Source organism: Nocardia sp., assembly GCF_025465275.1.
Lineage (GTDB): Bacteria > Actinomycetota > Actinomycetes > Mycobacteriales > Mycobacteriaceae > Nocardia.
In genome coordinates, this window is record NZ_JAODNK010000132.1 from 41,262 (window position 1) to 62,580 (window position 21,319).

The following is a 21,319-nucleotide window of genomic DNA, read 5'->3' on the forward strand; positions in this document are numbered from 1 at the left end:
CCGTGTGCGGTGTTCGACGGCTGCGGGTCCGCGAGACATCGGATTCCATCCCGACCACAACATGACCGATGATCGTGACGAAGTGATCTACCTCGTTCGCGACGCCCTGTAATGGCGGGGATGGGGCGGGGCCGGCGGCATGCCCTCTGCGTTGCCGATCGTGACTTCGGTTTTCGCTGATACGGCCTTCGGCTTGCTCGGACCGTCGAGAGTCACCGATGAACGGCGTCAGGATTCACCGATGTGGCCCCGGCCGTGAGCTTTTCGATCGAGAGGGGTTGACCTCGAGTGGGGTTGAGGGGTGAAGCTGGAGAATACTGTGCTGTCGAATCGAAGGAGTCGGTCATGGCCGATATCTCTCCGCATCTGGTTGTCTCCGACCCTGAACAGGCCCTCAATTGGTATCGAGCGGTGTTCGAAGCGGCGGAGTTGAGCCGAATCCCGCTGCCGGACGGCACCGCCTTCGCCATCGAGTTCAGCATCGGTGACACCCACCTGCATCTGGCGGGGGAGTACCCGGACATGGGCATCGTGTCACCGGCCACCCTGGGGGGCACCTATCTGGCGTTGCAGGTGGAAACCGACGACGTCGACGCCACCTTCGAACGCGCAATCGCCGCCGGAGCCAAGATCTTCCACCCCCTCGACGACGTCTTCTACGGCGAACGCACCGGCCAGTTCATCGACCCCTTCGGCCACCGCTGGGGCGTCCGCAAACAGATCCGCGACGTCCCAGCCGACGAGGTAGCGCGTGAGGTAGCGCGAATCTTCGGCGGCTGACCGCGGGCCAGCCACAGCGCTGAACTAGCCGAATGCAGTGTGCCGCGCCCTCGCGCGTGCCCATGCCTGTGGAGGCCGATCCTCCACCCTGGTTGGATCCCGAAACATGGACGATCACCTTTGACAACCTGTCGTCCTGCCGGTGGAGCGGGAGCATTGCACTCGGACTGCCTGGCGCGGTGATGGCGGGTGATCGATGTAGTGAAAGAACGCGCGGATGATTCTCAGCGAGGGTTGAGCCGTTTCCATTCTCGGTCGCGCCAGTGCTCGACGAAACGGTGGGCCCGGCCCGGGTGGGTGTGCGCGTTGCCGCTGAGGAGGCAGTCCAACATCGCCAGCACGCGCGAGCGGTGACGCAATTGGACGGGATCCGGAAACGCACGCAGTATTGCGATTTCAACCACGGTGCGAGAGTAACGATCGTGGCTGACATGACCGCCCACGTTTGCGTTGAGCGTTCGGCGTCGAGGCTGTAGTCGTAGCGAGCCGTGCAGGCTCAGTTGGTTCCGGAGGGGAAGGACTCTGCTTTCTTGTCGCGGAAGGTGCGGATGAGTCCCTCCTGGACCACGACGGCGACGAGTTCGCCCTGGCGGTTCCAGATGCGGCCGGCGGTGAGGGCGCGGCCGAAGCCCGCGGAGGGGGACTGCTGGTCGTAGAGCAGCCAGTCGTCGGCGCGGAAGGGGCGCAGGAACCACATGGCGTGGTCGAGGGAGGCGTTCTGGGTGGGCTCGTCGGGGTGCGGGACCTTCGAGGAGCCGAGGAGGGTCATATCGCTCATGTAGGCGAGGGTGCAGACGTGGAAGAGGGGGTCGTTGGGCAGCGGGTGGCGGTAGCGGAACCACACCTGCTGCTGGGCGGCCAAACCCTCGCGGCGGTCAACCAACTCTTGCGGGACGGTACGGATATCCCAGTGCTCCCATTCGCGCATGGCCCAGAGCCGTTCGGGGCTCATGCTGGTGGAGGCGTCGGGCAACTCGTCGGGTGCGGGCACCGTCGGCATTTCGTCCTGATGCTCGGGACCCTGGTCGCCGATGTGGAAGGACGCCGACATGGTGAATATGGCATCACCGTTCTGCACGCCGGTGACGCGGCGGGTGCAGAAGGAACGGCCGTCCCGAATCCGATCGACCAGGAAGACAGTGGGTTCCAGAGGATTGCCTGGCCGCAGGAAGTATCCGTGCAGCGAATGCACCTGATAGGCGGGCTCCACGGTCCGGACCGCCGCAACGAGCGCTTGTCCGGCAACCTGACCGCCGAACGTGCGTGGCAGCTGCGTCTTGGTGGACGCGCCACGGAAGATGTCACGCTCGAGCCGCTCGATTTCGAGGGCCTCTTCGATCGTTGCCATGCACCGTTCCCTTCCGGATTGTCCGGCTCAGGCTAACAACTGGGCACTACCGGTACCCGCGCGACCTGCCCGAACATCGCACGCCGAAGTCCGGCAAATACTTACGATTTGCTTACAGGCAACGGTGGCAGCATGGGCAATGGGGGTAGACCCCATCAAGTTCCATCGCTTGCACGGGGGGCTAGTCAGTGTTGACACTTGCCGAGGCCGATACGGCCTTGGCCCGGCTCGATGCCGATCGATCCGATATGTCCGCGAATCTGGTGGAGTTGGAGGGTCATCCGGGGGTTCGCTTTCTCGACGAGGTGCCACTCTCCGGTACCAGCGCGCAGCGGTGGGCGGCGGCTCGGGGACGACTGGGCGTGGTGTGGTCGCAATTCACCCTGTTCGAGGGTGTGGTGGCGCGAGTACACAAGGTGCGGGCGCGAAGGCTGCGCCCTGGTCCGGCCGAACTGGCCGAGCTGACAGCGCTGCTGTGCGGGCCTTCGGTGGTGCTTGCGCCGCAGCCGATTCCGTTCGCCGAGCGGCAGCTGACCGGGCCCGCAGTGGTCGGGCGATCGCTGACGCTGGTGCAGCTGGTCGGTGAGATGACGGCGGGCTACTCCGAGGTGGCGCGAATGGCCGCGGCCGCCGATACGGTGGCCTCGTCCTTTCTGCCCGGGGTGGATCGGGCCGATGCCGGGGTGCGGGAGATTCGGCAGATCGCGGTGAGGCTGGAACTCGCCGCGATCAACCATCCCCTGCTGGCCCATATCGCGACGGTCGAGCAATGGCTGAATACCGAACGGGCCCTTGCCATGTCGGACCCACTGACGGTGGCCGAACGGCACCAGGATCCCGCCGATCCGGTTGCCCTCACCCGCGAAATCGACGAACTGCGGGCGAAACTAGCGGAACTGCGGGTGCGCCGCGAGAGTGTCGCGCAGCGGCTATCGACCCTTGCCGAGGCAGTGGAAGCAACCGCGGCGCTGTACGACACGGCGCTGGCCGCAGCCGCGATCACCGCCGCCAAGATCCTCGGTGCCACTCCCCCACTACTGGAACCTCTTGCCCCACTGCGGGATCGACTGGCCCTGCTGCAGACCGGCCGCGCATCACACTGGACTCGAGTCAATGACGAGGTGGTGGCACTGACCCGCGAGGCGGAGCGAGCGCGCACCGCCGCTGATACCGCTCGCGATCACGCGGTGGCACTACTGGATCGGCGCGACGAATTACGCGGGCGGCTGGACGCGTACCGTGCCAAGGGCGCGCGCCTGCGTTTGAGCGAGGACGCCACGGTCGATCAGCGATATCGCCGAGCACACGAGCTACTGCATTGCGCGCCTTGCGATCTCGCTGCCGCAACACGGGCGCTGACGGAATATCAGCGGTCCATTATCGAACGGACAACCACAGCATGACCACCTGTACCCGGCCCGGCTGCGCCGGCGCCATCGCGGACGGCTTCTGCGACGAGTGCGGAATGGCGCCCGCGCCGCAGCTCGTCTCGGCGGTGAACGGTGTCGCGGTCACGCCTTCGACCGCCACCCCCGCCCACTCCCTCGCTCTTCATGCTCCCGGGCCCTCGACCCCGCTCACCTCGTCCTCTGGCAGGCAGAGCCGCGGCGGCTCGAGCCGGTCCTCGTCACGATCCAGCCGTTCCAACCGCACCGGCCGATCGGCGCGCGGCCGTCTGGGCGCGGGCCTCGTCTCGATTCCGCAAGTGCCGTACCGCGATCCGTCGACGGCGGTGCTGTCCGACCCTCAGGTCCCGGAACGAGAGCGGTTCTGCGGCAGCTGCAGTACGCCGGTCGGCCGGGGCCGCGACACCACCCCGGGACGACCTGAAGGCTTCTGCCGCCAGTGCGGGTCCGCCTACTCCTTCACCCCCAAACTCGCTGCCGGAGATCTTGTTTCGGGCCAATACGAGGTGCTGGGCTGCCTCGCACACGGGGGCCTGGGCTGGGTCTATCTCGCACGCGACCGCAATGTGAGCGACCGCTGGGTGGTCCTCAAGGGCCTGCTCGACAGCGGCGATGCCGATGCCATGGCCGCGGCGGTGGCCGAGCGGCAGTTCCTGGCCACGGTGGAACACCCGAATATCGTCAAGATCTTCAATTTCGTGCGGCATCCCGACCCCCGGACCGGGGAACAGGTCGGCTATATCGTCATGGAGTATGTCGGCGGGGCCTCGCTCAAGGAGTTGCGGTCCAACCGCGATGCCATCGGCAATCTGGAACCGCTGCCGCTGGCGCAGGGCCTGGCCTACATTCTCGAGATCCTGCCCGCGCTCGGGCATCTACACAGCCTCGGACTGCTGTACTGCGATTTCAAGCCCGACAATATGATTCAGACCGAAGAGCAGCTCAAGCTCATCGACCTGGGCGCCGTGCGGCGCATGGACGACGAGGACAGCGCCGGCTTCAAAACCGACGGCTATTGCGCACCGGAGCTGGAAACCGAAGGCGCGTCGATCGAATCGGATCTGTTCACGGTGGCGCGCACCCTCGCCCTGCTGACCTTCAATTTCGACTACCGCTCGGCCTACCGCTACGACCTGCCGCCCGCCGGCGAGGTGCCACTGCTGGCCGCCTACCCGTCCTTCCATCGCCTGCTGATCCGCGCCACCGCACCCGACGCCAATGATCGTTTCGCCTCCGCCGCGGAGATGATCGAACAGGTCACCGGGGTACTGCGGGAGGTGGTCGCGGCCCAGGACGGTGCGCCTCGACCGGCTCCTTCGACCGTATTCAGCGGGGAGCGAAGGCCTTTCGGCACCGAGCCGAACCAGTGGCCGGTCATGCCGGCACCGGCGGTGATCGCAGCGGCGCTGCCGATTCCACTCGTGGATCCCACCGATCCGGCTGCCGGGTTCCTCGCCACCAATGCCGGTGGCGACCCGAAAATGGTGGTGGCCGCCCTGGAGGCCGCACCGGTCTCCTCCCCCGAATTGACTCTCGCCCTGGTGCGGGCCCGCATCGAAGCCGGTGATCCGGTGGCCGCCCGGGCGGAACTGGATGTGCTGGAGGCGTCCGAGGACGCCGACTGGCGGATCACCTGGTATCGAGGCTTGGCCGCCTTGGCCGCGGGGGAAACTGATTCCGCGCGTGGGTTTTTCGATACCGTCTACGACCTGCTGCCTGGTGAGGCCGCAGCCAAGCTGGCCTTCGCGGCTGCCGCCGAGTGTGAGGGCGACGCCACCACGGCCGCCGCACTCTACGAACGGGTGTGGCGCACCGACAATGGTTATGCCAGCGCCGCATTCGGTGTGGCGCGAACCCGATTGCGGGACCGCGATATCGACGGGGCCATAGCGGCCGCGGAGTCCGTGCCCGCCAGTTCGAGTCACCATGTGGCCGCGCAGTTGGCCGCCTTCGGCGCGCAACTCGAGGGCGGCGGCTTGCAGCGGGCGCACGAGTACCTGGCGGCAGCGGGCGACCGGCTCACCGCGCTCCCTCTCGATCCGGAACATAAGGCGTGGAAGAGCATTGCCGTTCTCGACGCGGCACGGGAGCTGGCTGCGGGACAACCCATTCCGCAGGGCCACACGGTGCTCGGCTGCCGATTCACCGACACCGACCTACGGCGGGCCCTCGAGACGCAGTACCGGACCCTGGCGCGACTGTCGCCGGACAGCACCGCCAAGCGCGATCTGGTGAACCGGGCCAATGCCGTTCGACCTGTCAGTTGGGTGTGAGGAATGCGGTCGACGACGACCACGAAGGGTGATGAGTTGAGCGACATCTGCCAGGGATGCGGCGCCGTATTCGAGATCGGCGACCGATTCTGCGAGGACTGCGGATACTCCCTTTCCGGAGAGTCCGCCGAAATCACTGCCCTACAGTGCGTTTCGTGCGCCTCCGGCAGCATAGACGCGGACGGCTTCTGCCGGAACTGCGGGTTGCAGGCAGCTGCGCCGGATCGCCGCGAACTCGATCTCGGCAGCTGCGCAGCGGTGACCGATCGTGGAAAACGCCACGCGCACAACGAAGATGCGGTGGCTCTGCGCGAACTCACCCAACCGCAGATGCGAGTACTAGTCGTGTCCGACGGCGTCTCCTCCTCCGATCGTCCTGACGAGGCCGCCGAGCGCGCCGTCGCCACCACTGTCGACCGGCTCGCCGAGGAGTTGCAGGACGGTACTCATCCCGCCATAGCGACGGTCACCGCCATGGCGCAAGCCGCGGCGGCGGTTGCGGCGCTCGGTGACTCCGGTGACCGCAGTCCGGCCTGCACCCTGGTGTCGGCGGTGCTCACCGCCGAGGGCATCACCCTCGGATGGGTCGGCGACAGCCGCGCCTATTGGCTCGCCGCAGGCGATTCGGCGACCCCGCCGCGCTGCCTGACCGACGACGATTCGGTCGCCGCCGGGCTCATCGCACACGGCATCGATGCAGAAACCGCCATGGCGAGCCCCGAGGCACACACGCTGACCGCCTGGCTCGGCGCCGATGCGGACGCCCTCGAACCGCATGTGCGCAGCTTCGTCCCGGACGGTCCGGGCGTGCTGCTGCTCTGCAGCGACGGGCTCTGGAATTACTTCCCGGCCGCCGAGACCCTCACCGACCTGGCCGCTCCGGCCACCCGGACCACACCGCTGGCCACGGCACACAACCTGGCCGATCTGGCGCTGGCCGCCGGTGGCGGCGACAACATCACCGTCGCCGTGGCACCGTTTCCGTCGAACCCGAGGAACTGCTGATCATGAACGCCCCCATCGGTTTCCGCATCGATACCTTTCAGAACGAATTCCTGCCGGCGGGCGGAACCCGAGTGAATGCCGTGGTGACGGTGACCGCCACGACGAGTGGAACCGATACGGCGGTGGATGGCGCGGCTGAGGTCATCATCGTCGACTGCTCCGGATCCATGGATCACACCTACGGCAAGCTCAGCGCCGCCAAAAACGCTACCGCCGCGGCGATTTCGGCAGTGCGGGACGGTGTGGCCTTCGCTGTTGTCGCCGGAACCGACACCGCGCGCATGGTGTATCCGGTGACGCCGTCGCTCATCGAGGCCAATGCCAATCACAAGCAGAACGCCATCAATGCCGTCCAGGGTTTACGCGCCGGTGGCGGCACCGCGATCGGCACCTGGCTGAAGCTGGCGCGCAAGCTGTTCGGGGATCGGGCCGGACTGCGGCACGCCATTCTGCTCACCGACGGACGTGACGAACACGAGTCCGCCCAGCAGCTCGATACCGAGATTCGTTCGAGCACCGGAGTTTTCGCCTGCGATTGCCGCGGCGTGGGCACCGATTGGGAGATCGACGAACTGCGCAAGATCTCCACCGCACTACTCGGCACCGTCGATATCGTCGCCGATCCGGCGGATCTGGTGGCCGACTTCCAGGCCATGACCGCCGCAGCCATGGGCAAGGAGGTCGCCGATGTGGCGCTGCGCCTGTGGACTCCGCGCGGAGCGACCGTGAAGTTCGTCAAGCAGGTGGCGCCCGAACTGGCCGATCTGACCGGTCGACGTACCGAATCCGGCACGCAGACAGGCGATTACCCGACCGGATCATGGGGCGGCGCCGAGAGCCGCGACTATCACGTCTGCATCGAGGTCGCCCCCGGCGGCGTCGGAGATGTCATGCTCGCGGGCCGGGTCAGCCTGGTGCGCACCACCGCCGCAGGCACCGAGGTGCTCGGGCAGGGTCTGGTCAAGGCCGTCTGGACCGATGATGTGGTGCAGTCCAGCAAGATCAGCCCCGAAGTCGCGCACTACACCGGGCAGGCCGAACTTGCCGGGGCCATCCAGGAGGGGCTCACGGCGCGGCGGCTCGGCGATTTGGACACGGCCACACAGCGATTGGGGCGGGCGGTGCAGCTGGCCGCCGAATCCGGACATGAGGACACCGCGAAACTCCTTGCCGGAGTGGTCGATGTCCTCGACGCCCGGACCGGAACCGTGCGGCTGAAGTCGGCGGTGCGCAAGGCGGACGAGATGACATTGGATACGCGGTCCACCAAGACTTCCCGCGTGCACAAGCGTTAGGGGCCTACGATGCTGACCTGCCCTGCCGGACATGACTCGGCGGCAATGGATTTCTGTGATGTGTGCGGACTGCAACTCGCAGAGTCCGAACGCACCACGCCCACAGCAGAACCAATGGGTGAACCGTGCCCGCAGTGCGGCGAGCCGCGCTCGGGGCGGTTCTGTGAAGGGTGTAGCTACGACTTCGTCGCGGGGCTACCCGTAGCAACCGCTGTTCCGCTCGCGCCTCCAATCACGCCCGCACCTCCTGTTGCAGCGCCGGTGCCGAGCGAATCCGTGTGGATAGCAACCATTTCCGCTGACCGCGGCTATTTCGACACCATGCGCAGCGAGGACGACGAGATCGAGTTCCCCGCGCACTACCCCGAGCGCGCATTCGTCCTGCGCGGTGCACAGGTCCGGGTGGGCCGCCGCCGCGCGGCCGGGGGTGCGGGCCCCGAGATCGACCTCACCGGCCCGCCCCAGGATCCCGGCATCTCGCATGTGCACGTGCTTTTCCTGGCACAGGCCGAGAACAGCTGGGCCCTCATCGATCTCGGCTCCACCAATGGCACCCGTGTCAATGGCGGAACCGATCCGATCGCACAGGGGACTCCGGTCGCGATCACGTCCGGTGATCGCATCCACCTCGGCGCCTGGACGACGCTCACCCTCACTTCCTCGAAGCAGAACCGGGACAACGCCTCATGACCACGGTCACCACCCGCCCGGCGCGCCCGGCCCTCGACAGCGCCCGCAGACTGCTGCCGGCCCGCGCCGACACTCCGGGCTGGATTCGCTGGCTGGCCGTACTCGCGGTGCTGCTCACCGCGGGCACCGCGCTGGTAATCGCTACGGGCGCGAGCTCCACCCGGCACGGCATCGACGTGATCGGCCACCGCACCGCACCCACCGTCGCCGCCACCGAGGATCTGTATTTCGCGCTGGCCGATATGGATGCGCAACTGTCGAATATGCTTCTCGCCGGGGATGATTCAGCACTAACGAAGGTGCGTGACACCGCCCTGGCCGGTATGGAGCAGCGGCGTACCCAAGTCGACGCCGATCTGCAACAGGCCATGACCATCGCCACCAATGCCGATGCCGCCGCGCAGATCCGCGAACTGCTGGACCTGTTCGGCAAGTATCAGGGGCTGGCCGCGGACACCCTACAACTGGCCAATCTTGACCACGGTGCGGCCGGAAAGCCCTCGGCGCGGACGCTGGACGCCTACCGCACGGCCACCGGGATGGTTCCCGATCTGATGGCGCGCGCACAGAAACTCGCCGACACCAATAGCGGAGTGCTGGAGAGCGCCTACAGCGACAGCGAGCACACCACCTCCGTGGCCCGCGTGCGGATCGCACTGCTCGGCCTGCTCGTCCTGGGCACCCTCATCGGCCTGCAGATCCTGCTGCGGGTGACGCTGCGCCGGCGCATCAACCCAGCGCTGGCCCTCACCACGGTGCTCGCCGCTGCGCTGCTGCTCGGTGGATTCCTCGCGAATTCCAATGCCGGACAACAACTCACCACCGCCAAAAAGGATGCGTTCGACTCCCTGCTGGCCCTGCGCCAGGCGCGCGCCATCTCCTACGATGCCAATGCCGACGAGAGCCGCTTCCTGCTCGACCCGGAACGCGCCGCCGCCTATCAGGATGCGTTCTACAACAAGTCGCAGCGCCTGGCCGGGGTCTCCGCACACACCCTGGACGATTACGTGCCCACCCTCGACAAGGCGCTCAGCACGAACAGCGCGGGATTGGAAACCGCACTGACCGCCGACTCGTTCCTCGGAAAAGAGCTGCGCAACATCACCTTCAGCAGTGAACGCACCGCCGCGCAGAACACCTTGACCGCCTACCAGACCTATCAGCACGACGACCGCACCCTGCGCGCGCAGGACCGCACCGATCTGCGTGCCGCCATCACCCTCGATACCGGCCCGTCCAACGACCACTTCGCCGCCTACGATCAGGCGCTCGTCGCCACCATCGATATCAATCAGCGCGCATTCGACAGCGCCATCGCCGACAGCGAATCCGCGCTGGCGGGCTGGAACAACTGGCTTCCACTGGGCGGTGCCGTGCTGATCAGCGTCCTCGTCCTGGTCGGTGTCCGCCCACGCCTCGCCGAGTACCGCTGACCCAGCCGCACCGTCCGAAACCTGTCGATCATGATGGACAGGTGCCCCAGTTCACCGCCATCACCCCCGACGCCCTGGCCGAGCTGGTCGCCGACCGTGCGACCAGCCTGCCCGGGCATGCGGTGATCGCCATCGACGGCGCCGACGCCGCCGACCCGGTGACCTTCGCCCGCACTGTCGCCGACCTCCTGCGCGCAGGAGGCCGCCCCGCAGAGGTCGTCGCCCTGCACGATTTCGTCCGCCCCGCCTCCGTCCGCCTGGAATACGACCGCACCGGCGAATACACCTACCGCACAGCCTGGTTCGACTACGCGGCCCTGAATCGTGAAGTCCTGCAATCTCTCCGGCAGCACGGCCGCTGGCTCCCCGCCCTCTGGAACGAGCACACCGACCGCTCCGCCCGAGCCCGAATCCACACCGCCGCCCCCAGCACCGTCCTCCTCGTCGCAGGCCCCATGCTCCTGGGCCGCAACCTCGACTTCGACCTGACCATCACCCTCCAGATGTCCGAACCAGCCCTCCGCCGCCACACGGACCCCGAGGCCGCATTCACCATCGAAGCCCTCCGCGAACACCGAACCGAAGACCCCGACATCCTCGTCGCCTGGGACCACCCCGACCGCCCCGCCGTCCGTGACTCAACTCGGCAGGTCCCTCACCGGGACCGATAGCACGCACCTGGAAACAGGCGTATGCAGGCACTATGGGACAGCATCCGCAGCGCACCCCGTTCTACGGGGTGCTGATGTTGCTCACGGTCATGATCAGCGGACTGTGGGTGCGCGACCTCCCCTGGCTCGCCCTACAGGTGGTCGCCTGGGTCGTGCTGTTCATCATCGCGGTCGCGGGTTTCCTGATGACCTTCCGCGACTACTCCTGACGGCACGACCTACCTAGGTGAGCCACCTCGGCACCAGCGCACCGAGCATTCCCGGGTTGCGCCGCCTGCCACAACGCGCACCATCAACGACCCGAGTCCTCGATGCCCAGCCTTGCGGGCAGCGCGCACTCGGCCAACCGGGTCAGAAGGATGCACGAATCCATGCCCAACGCCCGAAGCTTGTCTGTTGGGATCGTGCTCGGGTCACGCATCATCGCCAATAGGATATGTTCTGTTCCGAGATCGAATGAACCACTGGCAGAGGCTATTTCATCGGCAGAACCGAGTAGATGAGCCAGATTCGGAGCGTAGGAAAACGGCACGATCGGTGGCTGAGTCATGGGAAGTCGCTTCCTCCGGACGTCTCCGCTGGAGTGCTCGCGCGGGCGTAGGTGTGTTCCGGTGACAAGGTGATGATGTCGACGACGGCCACCAGGTCCGCAGGCACCTCGCCGGCGTCGAAATGCGCGATACTCGGAGTGACGATCGCGTCAATGCCGAGTCTGTCCACGACTAGCCGCAGCCGATATACCGGTCGTTCGGTAGTCGCACTGAAGACAACTATCTTACGCAGATCGTAACCCAATCTCGCAGCAGCACTGCGGATCTGGATCTCGTCCCATTGCCGGCGGGCGCCTGAGACATCGCTGCGCAGGAATCCGATAGCTGACGGCAGTGGCATCGTCACCACCCCCGCAATGGAACGAAGGTGCGCTGTGACTCTTCAGCGATTCGTGCACGAATTTCCTGGACCGGCATACCGCTACGGTGGCGCGCAGCATCAGCTTTGGCCGAGGGTAGAGCCGCGCAGAAGATTGCGGCGGTTACCAATGCGGCAGCGAGAATAACGTCCATGTCCAGCGCCTCCGGTCTTGCGTCATGGGGTCGGCCCGATGCTGAGGATTTGGAACGACCTGCACTCCGACTCGCCCCGGCACCAGATGCTCACCTCAGATTGATACGGCTGGGACCTGCGAACTCTTACAATTTGTGGCACTCTCGGGACGAGGGGACGAGTTGAATTGAGGCCGTGATGATCGAGGAATCGACCGGCGTCGGCGAGAAAGTCGCCCAGGCCCGCAAGCTGAAAGGCTGGACACAGGCGAGGCTGTCCATGGAAACAGGACTGTCGACGTCCCTGATCCAGGCGGTCGAGCAGGGCCGCAGGGCCGCGACGCCGGGTTATATCTCGGCGTGCGCGAAGGCATTGCGAACCAGCACAGCCGAATTGCTCGGTCAGCCGTTCCCACCCACGACCGCCGAGGATCGGGACCTGCACGGCGCGATTGCGTTGCTGCGCAATGAGCTTGCCGCCTACGACCTGGCCGACGACGACATCGAAGTACGGCCCCTGCGCACGCTTTCGAATGATGCGATCCAGGCTCGCCGGTATCGCCGGGATGCCGCCGCACCCAAGCTCGCCACGATTTTGCCCCCATTGGTCACCGAGGCCCGAGCACTCGTTCATCGGAGCGCCGGGAACGAGCGCGACCAAGCTTTTGTCTTGCTGGCCGAGCTGTACTACAACGTTCGCAGCCTCGCCCACAAGATGGGATATATCGATCTCGCGGCAGCCTCTGTGGACCGAATGACCTGGGCCGCCAACGAAAGCGGCGATCAACTCTGGATAGCGGCAAGCCAGTTTCATCGCGCATCTCTGTTGACGAACGGCGGCGACTGGAAGACCGCACTGACGTATCTGGAGCGATGCCGCGCCCACCTCGAGCAAGCACTCGGAGCGGGTGACGAGCGAGATCTCATCGCTTGGGGTGGCCTGCACCTGCAATCAGCATTGGCCTCAGCACGCGCGGGATCTCGTGATCAGGCGGACTCGCATCTCGCAGAGGCAATCGAGACCGCCACCCGAATCGGTCACGACCGCGACGAGGTTCTCGTATTCGGCCCGACGAACACGCGCATCTGGTCGGTATCTCTCGCCGTCGAGATGATGGATGGGGGCGAGGCACTGAAACGCGCCGAAGAACTGTTCATCCCTGCCGGCACACCACGTTCCCGATCCGGACACCACTACATCGACCTGGCGCGGGCCTATCTACTGCACGGTGACCGCACCCTCGCCCTCGACGCACTCCACACCGCAAAAGCGACCGCGCCGTCGCTGACCCGCTTTCATCCGATGGTCCACGAAACAATCCGTGTCCTCGCCCGTGAGGACGCTCGCCGCACCGACACGGTCCGGGGTTTCGCCGCATGGTGTGGCATCGCCCCCAGCGTCTGACCACAGTCTCCGATCAGAGTCCGTTACCCGGAGAGAATCGGTAATCCGCAAGCCCGGCAGAATATCGGCATGGTGATTCGCCACAATCTTTCGTTCCGGGGCCAGGTCATCTGGCTTACCCCAGAGCAGGGCGGTCGCTCGTCGGGTCCGCCGAACACACCTGCTGATCAAGACTATGCCGCAACAGCATTCGTGCCCCCGCACAAGACCGAGGACGGATGGGCGTCATTCGTCCTGCGAGTGGATGACCGGACAGCTTGGCGCTCACCCGCCAGCGCGGGATGGCCGACCGTTGAAAACACAGGCGCTTACGCGAGACTTCCGGTAACGCCGGCTCATCGACGGGATCCGGTGGCGGACACGGGCGGGGACGCCGTGGCGGGACGTGCCCGAACTGTATGGGCATCGACCCGTAGTCCCGATGGCGCGCTATGCACCACCGAGCGACATGGACGGCACCGTGCGCGTCGAGCAACCCTCTGGCACGCCCTGCCCCGCCAGACGGTCATCGATCCAACGCAGGGCCGCGGGAGTCGCACTGATTGCGAGACTGACGTGCTCGCTCAATTGGTCCCGCGTATAGGTGATTTGCGCCCCCGATGCGCACCACTGTGCCACCGCCTGGTCGGTCGGCGCGATCTTGACGATCTCGTCGTTCACGGCGTTATAGAGGAACAGCGGCGCGGTCGGTGCCACGGGGCCGAAGTCCAGGTCGGCAAACGACGCCTGTACCTGCTCGAACAGCTGCAAAAAGGGGATCGTCAGGTAGTCGTCCATGCGCAGGAACGCATGCTGAGCCACATTCGGCGTCATGCATTTGCTGTCACCCGCAGCGATCAGAGCTTGCCCGGCAGGCGTCAGATATTTGTTGAAAGCCGCTGCCAGACGTGGATCGGCGCGCATCATGCCCGGCAGGAGCGACGGCAGGAAACCGGAGAACGGACCGCCATCGAGCGACTCCAGGTAGCGGCTGATAGGCGCTGTCCAACCGCCCATGGTGACACCGACCAGTCGTAGTTCGGGAGCGTATGTCGGTTGAACTTGCGCGGCCCAACGGGTAGGGAGCGACCCGCCGGAGTAGCCCATCGCAGCAACCGGAGTATCGGTGCCGGACAGGCCGAGCGGCGCGAAACCCTCGGCTGCGCGCACTCCGTCGAGCGCGGCGTAACCCGGCTGTTTCGGGCTGAACACCGACCCTTTCGGCCCCTCCCAGTCGGGTACGGAAATCGCATGACCTGACGACAACATCTGTTCGATCGTGATGAGATCCAGAGAGGCGTCGTACTGGTCAGGCGCTCCTTGCCGGAGCACGAACGAGGGAGCGCACTGTGGGGCCGAGGCATCTTCGGCATTCTGATAGGTGATCAAGCCTTTGACCTGCCCGGTTCGTGGGCGCAGCACCGTCGTCACGGTCGCCATGGGGTTGCCATCGGTATCGGTCGTTCGATACAGCAACTGCCAGGCATCGGCGTCCTGCGCCTGTGGCCCCATCGAGGCCACCTCGACGGATCGCGAATTCAGGATGGTGCCCGGCGCCTGTGAGTCCCAGCCCGATGGCGGGGTGTAGAACGGGTCGTTCTGCGGAGTTGGCAGCGGATCCGCACTACCGACCGCCATGGAAGTGCCGGTGAAGCACAACACGGCCGAAACTGCGATCAGAGCCGAGCGCAGCTGACCGCGCTTGACCGCTGAACACGTTGCACCACAGGCTGATACGACACTGCCCATCATTCGGACTTCCCTCCCCGGAGGGGACCGCTTCCCGCGAATCCCCCTAAAGGCAGTCAGAGTACATCCCCCGATCGGGATGGATACCCGAACCGACGACGAAGATCACGCCGGTCGCGGCTGCCGCCCACGCCGGCGAGTGACCGCACTCGAACGGTGCGCGCCGTCAGACCGTGCGAGGAAGATCGATGACAACGGCAATTGCCGACGCGGTCATCGACAGTAGCGTGCATTCGGCGGACTGCCGCTTACTTTTTGAGCATATTTGTCTTGATAAAAGTACATCTCCGGAACGTCCGGACAGGATGTTCGCGGCTATCCCGCGCGCTGCGACGAGGCGTTGAAGCCGCCCGCTCAACTCAGCATTTCAGTGCGTTGCCGATGCCGAGATGAGCTCAGCCCGTTGATGTTCAGGGGTGGTGCGTGGCTCGTTAGGTCAGCGCGGACGCGGCAGAAACGGAATTTCTGCTTGGCGGCAATGAGGTCAGTCATGGATTCCCAGTCCGGCGCCGCGATCTGGGCGTACGTGATCAGTGGTCTGTCGTGGCGGTGAGGCGTTGCAGTGCGGCCTGGGCGGGCGGACCCCATGTGGGTTTGCCGCCCGGGAGGCCGCGTACGCCAGCGTTGCCGATGAGTATGCCGGCGAGGGCGCGCAGCACAGCGTATCCGCGGGCGCGGCGCAGAGTCGCGGCGTCCAGGGTCGGCCGATAGCTGTCATGGAACAGACCAATCGCACTGTCCGGCAACAGAATCCACGCGGCAGCGAGGTCGCAGGCCGGATCGCCCGCGCACAGGTCGCCGAAATCGATCACACCGCAGATGGTGCCCTCTGCGGTGAGAACGTTCGCGGGATGCAGGTCGCCGTGCAGCCACAGTGGCGGTCCGTCCCAATCCGGGGCGGCGGCGGCCTGTTCCCAGACCGCGCGGACGGCTTCCGGATCGCGGATCAGTCCTAACCCGGTGGCCGAGGCAAGCTGCGCGGCGAACCCCTCGGAGTATTCGGCCGGCGGCCCTCCGCGGTCTCGGCCGGTAGGTGCCTGCTGGGCGGCTGGTTGATGCAACGCCGTCACGAAAGCGGCCAGGGCAGTGGCCGATTCCGCAGCGCGTGCGACAGGGGCACGGTCGGCAGGAACACCCGGCACCCAGGTCGTGACGATCCAAGGATGAGGAAACCGCTCGGAGGGCTCACCGAAACGCTGCGGAACGGGAACCGGCAGCGGAAGGGACGGGGCGAGGGCGGGCATCCATGCGTATTCCTTGTACAGCAGCGCGTCCGCAGACCCTGTCGCCCACGGCAACCGGACGGCCAGATCGTCACCAAGCCGCCATAGCTGATTGTCCCAGCCGCGCGCGCCGAGTCGCACACGGTAATCGGCCAGGTCGGGGTGCTGGTCACGCAGCAGATCCCGCACCAATTCTGCGGTGACCTCGATCTCGGTATGCGTCATACGGATCAACAGTAGCCAGATCGCAGGACTGCGGCTGATCCTCGAGATGGCATCGGCCCGTTGAACTTCCAGTCGACCAGATGCCCGATTCAAACCGCCCGAATCGCGGCAGTAGCGAACAACCCCAGCCGCGCCCATCACCACGCCCCAGCTGGCTGTGTCAGTCGGGCTTCGCCTCGTAGCGCAGCAGGACCGTGCCGCCCCGGAAGGTGCGGTTCTCCAGCAGTCGCAGCGATATCCATGACGGCAGGCTCGGGAAGAACGGGGTGCCGCCGCCCACGGCGGTGGGCGTGACCACGATCCGGTACTCGTCCACCAGTCCGGCCTGCACGATCGGTGCGGCCAGCGTCGCGCCGGCCACCTCCAGCCTGCCGTCGGTTTCGGCTTTCAGTTTCGTCACCACCTCGACCGGGTCGCCGCGTTCCAGACGGGAGTTCCAATCGACCGACTCCAGGGTGCGTGAGAACACGACCTTGGGCATGTCGCGCCAGATGCGGGCGAAGTCGACGATCAGAGGGGCGGCGTCCGGAGCCTTGTCAGCGGTCGGCCAGTACGCGGACATCAGTTCGTAGAGCCGCCGCCCGTAGAACGACAGGGCGGTCTCCCGCTCGAAGTCGTTCCAGTACTGGAGGAGCTCTTCGCTCGGATCGGACCAGTCGATGTTGCCTTGCGCGTCGGCGATGTACCCGTCCACCGACACGTTGAAGCCATAGATGAGTTTGCCCATACAGATCAGACTGCACCGGAGGGCAAAACTCATCGCGACGCCACACGAGATGTCGTCAAATCCTTGTAGAAGCGGCGGCCTCCTTCGTAGTTGACGAATCGACCGGTTGTGCTATGAGTAAGCCCTTCTCGAACACGGCTCCGGCCCGAACGAGGGCGACCAGGTGCGGCGCGTTCACGGCGCGCCAACGTACCTCAGCGGCCTCGATGCTTGAACGCCATCGCGAGCCCGGCCGCGCGGCAGCCGGGTCCCTCGGTGACCCTGCTCCTCAAACGCACTGTCGCGAAAGTAGATTCGATGGGATTCGTCGGGCGCAGATGAATCCGGTGCTCTGCGGTGTAGTTGTAGAACTCCAGGAGTACATCGGCGGCGTCGACGATCTCGGAGACGGCTTTCGGGAATTTCGCGCCGTAGTCGCGGGCGAACCCTTGATCACCGCCCGCGCCCTGTCGCCGTCCTCGGCGTTGTAGATCCCCCATCGCCGCGACAGCGCCTGAATAGGTCGACTTCGGAAGCACCGCAAGAACATTCGCAGGCTTGTGCCGCCAGCAGCGCTGCTCTTTCGTCTTCGGGAACACCTCGCGCAGCGCCTTCCAGAAGCCCAGAGCGCCGTCGCCGACAGCCAGCTTCGGCGCACGCATGCCGCGGCGTCGGCACTCGCGCAGCAGATCGGCCCGCGACTGGCCCGACTCCCGGTAGCCGTCGGTCAACGCGACGAATGCCGTCGACCCACAAGTACATGTAGTCCACCGCCGACAGGTCGCGTCCGGCGAAGGCGCGGGCCTCGTCCTGCCACTGGCCGGTAAGTCGGGTGATCGACGACGCGGACAGGCCCGCGCCGGTGCCAAGGAACTGCTCCAACTCGGGGCGAAACCGCCGGACGAAAGTCCGTGCAGGTACAACAACGGCAGCACCTCGTTGATCTGCGGCGGGCGTCGCGCCCACGTTGGCAGGATCGCCGAGGAAACCGCCGCCGCGTCAACTGCTTTGCGGGCCAACGCTGCAGCGCCGTGAACCTTGCGCTGTCGCAGCTGCTGCTCGACTTCTGCGGTGTGGGCTCAGGCGGTCGACGCAACACTTCATCGAGTGCTTCTGATGGTGTGCGGAATTCGAGAGTTTGTCGAGGGCGTCCGTTGAGTTCATCCGCGATGGCATCGAGATCGGCCTGACCGTAGGTGCGCAGGTCGAGATGGCGAGGAAGGTATTGGCGGAGAAGACCATTGGTGTTCTCATTGCTCGGTGGTGCGGGATTCGGGATCCCCTGTACGCGACAGGGGTCCAGGCGGTGCCTGTCCTACGCGACAGTGTTCTGCCGGCAGGAAGTACCGGTGTGCATGTTGGCAGTGGCACCGGCAATGACCGAGTCGAGCCTGTCTCGGGTGTGCGTGAGGTCCGCGATGTGCTGGTCGATGTGATCACGCTCCACGGCTAGACGGTCGAGAAGCTCGGGCGTGGCCTTGCCGTCGATGACGCAGGGCATGAGCTCGGCGATGGTCTTACTGGACAGACCGGCGGTGTACAGCTGTTGGATCAGGCGGATCCGGTCGACCGCAGTTTCCGAGTAGTGGCGCTGGCCGCTGTCGCTGCGCTCGGCAGTGAGCAGGTTCTGCTCCTCGTAGTACCGCAGCGCCCGGGTGCTGACGGCGGTCCGGCGAGCGAGTTCTCCGATGCGCATAGCCGACTCCATGTGATCTCCGACCTAATGGCTTGCCTTTGACGTCAACGTCAAGTCTTAGCGTACCTGATGTGCCCTTCACCGGGAGTTCCTCCCGGTACGTCCCCGACATAGAAGCGGCTCGAACGAAATGGAGCGTGCATTGAGTGAGAACATCACCCCCGTCCGGCGAGTGATCGGCGTGGAGGAACACGCCTGGACCTCCGAACTGCGCAACGCCCTGCTCGAGTGGGGCGGCGACGAGACCGTCAACAAGATGAGCAGCCAAGGGGAGGTGAATCTCCGACTGCTCGACGTCGGCGAGGAGCGTCTGGCGCGGATGGATGCCAGTGGTGTGGACCTGGAGGTCCTGTCCATCACCACCCCCGGCACTCAGCCCCTGCCCGCGCAGGTGGCAGTCCCGCTCGCCAGGCAAGCCAACGACGTACTTGCCGACGCCGTACGACGCCACCCCGACCGCTTCGCGGCCTTCGCAACGCTACCCACCTCCAACCCAAAGGCGGCCGCTGCCGAGCTGGAACGCGCCGTCACCAGCCTCGGACACGTCGGCGCGATGCTCTTCCCGCGCACGGGCGAGACGTTCCTCGACCATGACAGTTTTCGGCCTGTATTCGAGGCTGCTGCCCACCTCGGCGTGCCGCTGTACATCCATCCGGCCATGCCGCCCAAGAAGCTCATCGATATCGCCTACTCCGGGTTCGACGACATGACGAGCATGCTGTTGTCGACCGGGGGCTGGGGATGGCATTCGGAGGCGGGCCTGGCCACGCTCCGTCTCATCCTGGCCGGCACCTTCGACCGGCACCCCGATCTGCAGATCATCTTGGGGCACTGGGGCGAGATGCTCGTACCGTTCGCCGACCGCGCCGACTTGCTCAGCAGCGCCGCCACGCATCTGCAACGCCGCGTCCTCGACTACATCACCGGCAACCTTTCGGTCACCGCCGGCGGCCTCTACAGCCACCGGATGCTCGCCGCGGCCGTGGACGTGCTGGGGCCCGACCGCGTCATGTTCGGCGCCGACTCCCCCTACGGTGCTCCCACCGCTGAGGGCACCGCTTATCCGCGCGGCCTAGGCGGCGTCGACTCGCGCGGCTCCTTCGGCGGCGCCCGCGCCTTCGTCGACAGTGCCCCGCTCGACGAGTCGGGCAGGGCGAAGCTCGGTCACCTCAACGCCGAACGCATCCTCAACCTCCAGACCGCCTGACCCCGCAACCATCACAACTTGAAAGAAGCAGTCGCATGACCACCTACCAGATGACCGGTCTCACCGGCCCCGCGTCCACCCTGTCCGTGGCGGTCAAGCCGCTCGTGCTGCCCGCACCGCAGCGCGGCGAGGACTTGCACGTACGAATCTCCGCCCCGGTTACCGGCACCGATCTGCCGATCGTGTTGTTCGCGCACGGATTCGGCTCGAACCTGGACGGCTACGCACCGTTGGTCGACCACTGGGCCTCCCACGGCTTCGTCGTCATCCAGGTCACCCACCTCGACTCCAAGCGGCTCAACATTGCCGCGGACGATCCCCGCAAGCCCCGGATGTGGCGCTACCGCGTCCAAGACATGCGGCGCATCCTCGATGAGCTCGAGACTCTCGAGGCATCCGTACCGTGCCTGGCCGGCCGGGTCGACCACAGCCGCATCGTCGCCGCGGGGCATTCCTTCGGCGGCCAGACCGCAGGCATCCTGGTGGGCCTGCGCGTCAGGGATCCGCAGACTGGCATCGCCGAGGATCTGTCCGACCCCCGGGTCATGGCCAGTATCCAGCTGGCCACAGCGGGCAAGGGCGGTGACGAACTGACTCCCTTCGCGCACGAGAACCTTCCGTGGCTGCGTGATCAGGACTTCTCTCACATCACCGCCCCCGGACTGGTCGTCGCCGGAGACAAGGACGACCTCCCGCTCTCCACTCGGGGACCGGCCTGGACGAGCGACCCCTACACCCTCAGCCGCGGTAACAAGAGCCTGCTCACCGTCTACGGCGGCGAGCACTTCCTCGGCGGCATCTCCGGCTACCAGGTGGCAGAGACCACCGACGAGGACCCCGGCCGTGTCGCCCTCGTCCAGCACGTCACCCTTGCCTTCCTGCGCCACGTCACCGGGATCGACCACACCGACTGGGAAACGGCCCAGTCCCGCCTCGCCGATGCCCACCCGCTGGGACGACTGGAATCCAAGTGACCCCGGCGTTCGAGTCGCTCGGCCAGCCGTGCGACTTCTGCCGGCAGACAACAACACTCAGCGCGGGAGGTGATGGTCTGATCCTGGCAGTGATGTCCAATGATGGCCCCGAAGGCTATACCGTCGTTGCTCATCGAACCTGCCTGGCCGAACGCATCCGCCCCGAGGACCAGGGCCAGCGAGCGCGAGCACTGTCGATAGGCCGACGCGA

The 21,319-nt window shown here is 65.9% G+C and carries 21 protein-coding genes and 1 pseudogene; 12 read left to right on the forward strand and 10 right to left on the reverse strand.

Annotation, left to right across the window (positions count from 1 at the left end; genetic code table 11):
• Positions 1–345 precede the first annotated feature (345 nt).
• Positions 346–780, forward strand: coding sequence for a VOC family protein (locus JWN03_RS29085; RefSeq protein WP_297621731.1), 435 nt, complete (start codon positions 346–348; stop codon positions 778–780).
• Positions 781–1,004: 224 nt separating this feature from the next.
• Here the strand turns inward: JWN03_RS29085 and JWN03_RS29090 are convergent, their stop codons facing one another.
• Positions 1,005–1,184: a hypothetical protein gene (locus tag JWN03_RS29090; RefSeq protein ID WP_297621732.1), complete on the reverse strand. Its 180-nt coding sequence runs from the start codon at positions 1,182–1,184 to the stop codon at positions 1,005–1,007.
• Positions 1,185–1,276: 92 nt separating this feature from the next.
• A complete protein-coding gene (locus JWN03_RS29095) occupies positions 1,277–2,128 on the reverse strand; it encodes an acyl-CoA thioesterase (protein ID WP_297621734.1) in 852 nt (283 codons plus the stop codon).
• 188 nt (positions 2,129–2,316) lie between these two features.
• On the opposite strand from JWN03_RS29095, the gene JWN03_RS29100 reads away from it, so the two are divergent.
• From JWN03_RS29100 to JWN03_RS29135, 8 genes are all read left to right on the forward strand, one after another.
• The gene (locus JWN03_RS29100; protein WP_297621736.1) at positions 2,317–3,531 is read left to right on the forward strand and encodes a hypothetical protein; all 1,215 of its coding nucleotides are present in this window, start codon (positions 2,317–2,319) and stop codon (positions 3,529–3,531) included.
• Positions 3,528–5,807 (forward strand): tetratricopeptide repeat protein, encoded by a 2,280-nt coding sequence (locus JWN03_RS29105; protein WP_297621738.1) that lies wholly within the window; start codon positions 3,528–3,530, stop codon positions 5,805–5,807. Before JWN03_RS29100 ends, JWN03_RS29105 begins: the two co-directional genes overlap by 4 nt.
• Positions 5,808–5,810: 3 nt before the next feature.
• Entirely contained in the window at positions 5,811–6,812 is a 1,002-nt protein-coding gene (locus JWN03_RS29110) for a protein phosphatase 2C domain-containing protein (RefSeq protein WP_297621740.1), read from the forward strand.
• A 2-nt stretch (positions 6,813–6,814) separates the two neighbouring features.
• Positions 6,815–8,107, forward strand: a complete 1,293-nt coding sequence (locus JWN03_RS29115) for a vWA domain-containing protein (RefSeq protein WP_297621742.1) — start codon at positions 6,815–6,817, stop codon at positions 8,105–8,107.
• A 261-nt stretch (positions 8,108–8,368) separates the two neighbouring features.
• Positions 8,369–8,797, forward strand: coding sequence for an FHA domain-containing protein (locus JWN03_RS29120; protein ID WP_297621744.1), 429 nt, complete (start codon positions 8,369–8,371; stop codon positions 8,795–8,797).
• A complete protein-coding gene (locus tag JWN03_RS29125) occupies positions 8,794–10,230 on the forward strand; it encodes a hypothetical protein (RefSeq protein WP_297621746.1) in 1,437 nt (478 codons plus the stop codon). Before JWN03_RS29120 ends, JWN03_RS29125 begins: the two co-directional genes overlap by 4 nt.
• A 41-nt stretch (positions 10,231–10,271) precedes the next feature.
• A complete protein-coding gene (locus tag JWN03_RS29130; RefSeq protein ID WP_297621748.1) occupies positions 10,272–10,901 on the forward strand; it encodes a hypothetical protein in 630 nt (209 codons plus the stop codon).
• Positions 10,902–10,933: 32 nt separating this feature from the next.
• Positions 10,934–11,110 carry a hypothetical protein gene (locus tag JWN03_RS29135; RefSeq protein WP_297621750.1) on the forward strand — a complete coding sequence of 59 codons (177 nt, stop codon included), beginning with the start codon at positions 10,934–10,936 and terminating at the stop codon, positions 11,108–11,110.
• Between the two features lie 83 nt (positions 11,111–11,193).
• On the opposite strand, the gene JWN03_RS29140 is transcribed toward JWN03_RS29135, so the two are convergent.
• Positions 11,194–11,451: a Clp protease N-terminal domain-containing protein gene (locus tag JWN03_RS29140; RefSeq protein WP_297621752.1), complete on the reverse strand. Its 258-nt coding sequence runs from the start codon at positions 11,449–11,451 to the stop codon at positions 11,194–11,196.
• Positions 11,448–11,792 carry a hypothetical protein gene (locus tag JWN03_RS29145; protein ID WP_297621754.1) on the reverse strand — a complete coding sequence of 115 codons (345 nt, stop codon included), beginning with the start codon at positions 11,790–11,792 and terminating at the stop codon, positions 11,448–11,450. The genes JWN03_RS29140 and JWN03_RS29145 overlap by 4 nt, the downstream gene beginning before the upstream one ends.
• A gap of 351 nt (positions 11,793–12,143) precedes the next feature.
• Between JWN03_RS29145 and JWN03_RS29150 the strand changes: the two genes are divergently transcribed.
• Complete coding sequence (locus tag JWN03_RS29150) at positions 12,144–13,349, forward strand: helix-turn-helix domain-containing protein (protein ID WP_297621756.1); 1,206 nt, start codon at positions 12,144–12,146, stop codon at positions 13,347–13,349.
• Between the two features lie 429 nt (positions 13,350–13,778).
• Here JWN03_RS29150 and JWN03_RS29155 read toward each other — a convergent pair whose 3' ends face one another.
• From JWN03_RS29155 to JWN03_RS29180, 6 genes and pseudogenes are all read right to left on the reverse strand, one after another.
• Positions 13,779–15,080 (reverse strand): lipase family protein, encoded by a 1,302-nt coding sequence (locus tag JWN03_RS29155; RefSeq protein WP_297621758.1) that lies wholly within the window; start codon positions 15,078–15,080, stop codon positions 13,779–13,781.
• 527 nt (positions 15,081–15,607) lie between these two features.
• On the reverse strand, positions 15,608–16,525 hold the full coding sequence (locus JWN03_RS29160) for an aminoglycoside phosphotransferase family protein (RefSeq protein ID WP_297621760.1): 918 nt from the start codon (positions 16,523–16,525) through the stop codon (positions 15,608–15,610).
• Positions 16,526–16,685: 160 nt separating this feature from the next.
• Complete coding sequence (locus JWN03_RS29165) at positions 16,686–17,252, reverse strand: dihydrofolate reductase family protein (RefSeq protein ID WP_297621762.1); 567 nt, start codon at positions 17,250–17,252, stop codon at positions 16,686–16,688.
• Between the two features lie 194 nt (positions 17,253–17,446).
• On the reverse strand, positions 17,447–17,962 hold the full coding sequence (locus JWN03_RS45855; protein ID WP_441343075.1) for a transposase: 516 nt from the start codon (positions 17,960–17,962) through the stop codon (positions 17,447–17,449).
• 362 nt (positions 17,963–18,324) lie between these two features.
• Positions 18,325–18,489 (reverse strand): annotated as a pseudogene (locus JWN03_RS29175) (IS30 family transposase); the annotation flags it as partial.
• A gap of 57 nt (positions 18,490–18,546) precedes the next feature.
• Positions 18,547–18,927, reverse strand: a complete 381-nt coding sequence (locus tag JWN03_RS29180) for a MerR family transcriptional regulator (protein WP_297621764.1) — start codon at positions 18,925–18,927, stop codon at positions 18,547–18,549.
• Between the two features lie 142 nt (positions 18,928–19,069).
• On the opposite strand from JWN03_RS29180, the gene JWN03_RS29185 reads away from it, so the two are divergent.
• Together JWN03_RS29185 and JWN03_RS29190 are read left to right on the forward strand one after the other, a co-directional pair.
• On the forward strand, positions 19,070–20,134 hold the full coding sequence (locus JWN03_RS29185) for an amidohydrolase family protein (protein WP_297621766.1): 1,065 nt from the start codon (positions 19,070–19,072) through the stop codon (positions 20,132–20,134).
• Positions 20,135–20,169: 35 nt separating this feature from the next.
• Positions 20,170–21,108, forward strand: a complete 939-nt coding sequence (locus JWN03_RS29190) for an alpha/beta hydrolase family protein (RefSeq protein WP_297621768.1) — start codon at positions 20,170–20,172, stop codon at positions 21,106–21,108.
• Positions 21,109–21,319: the final 211 nt, after the last annotated feature.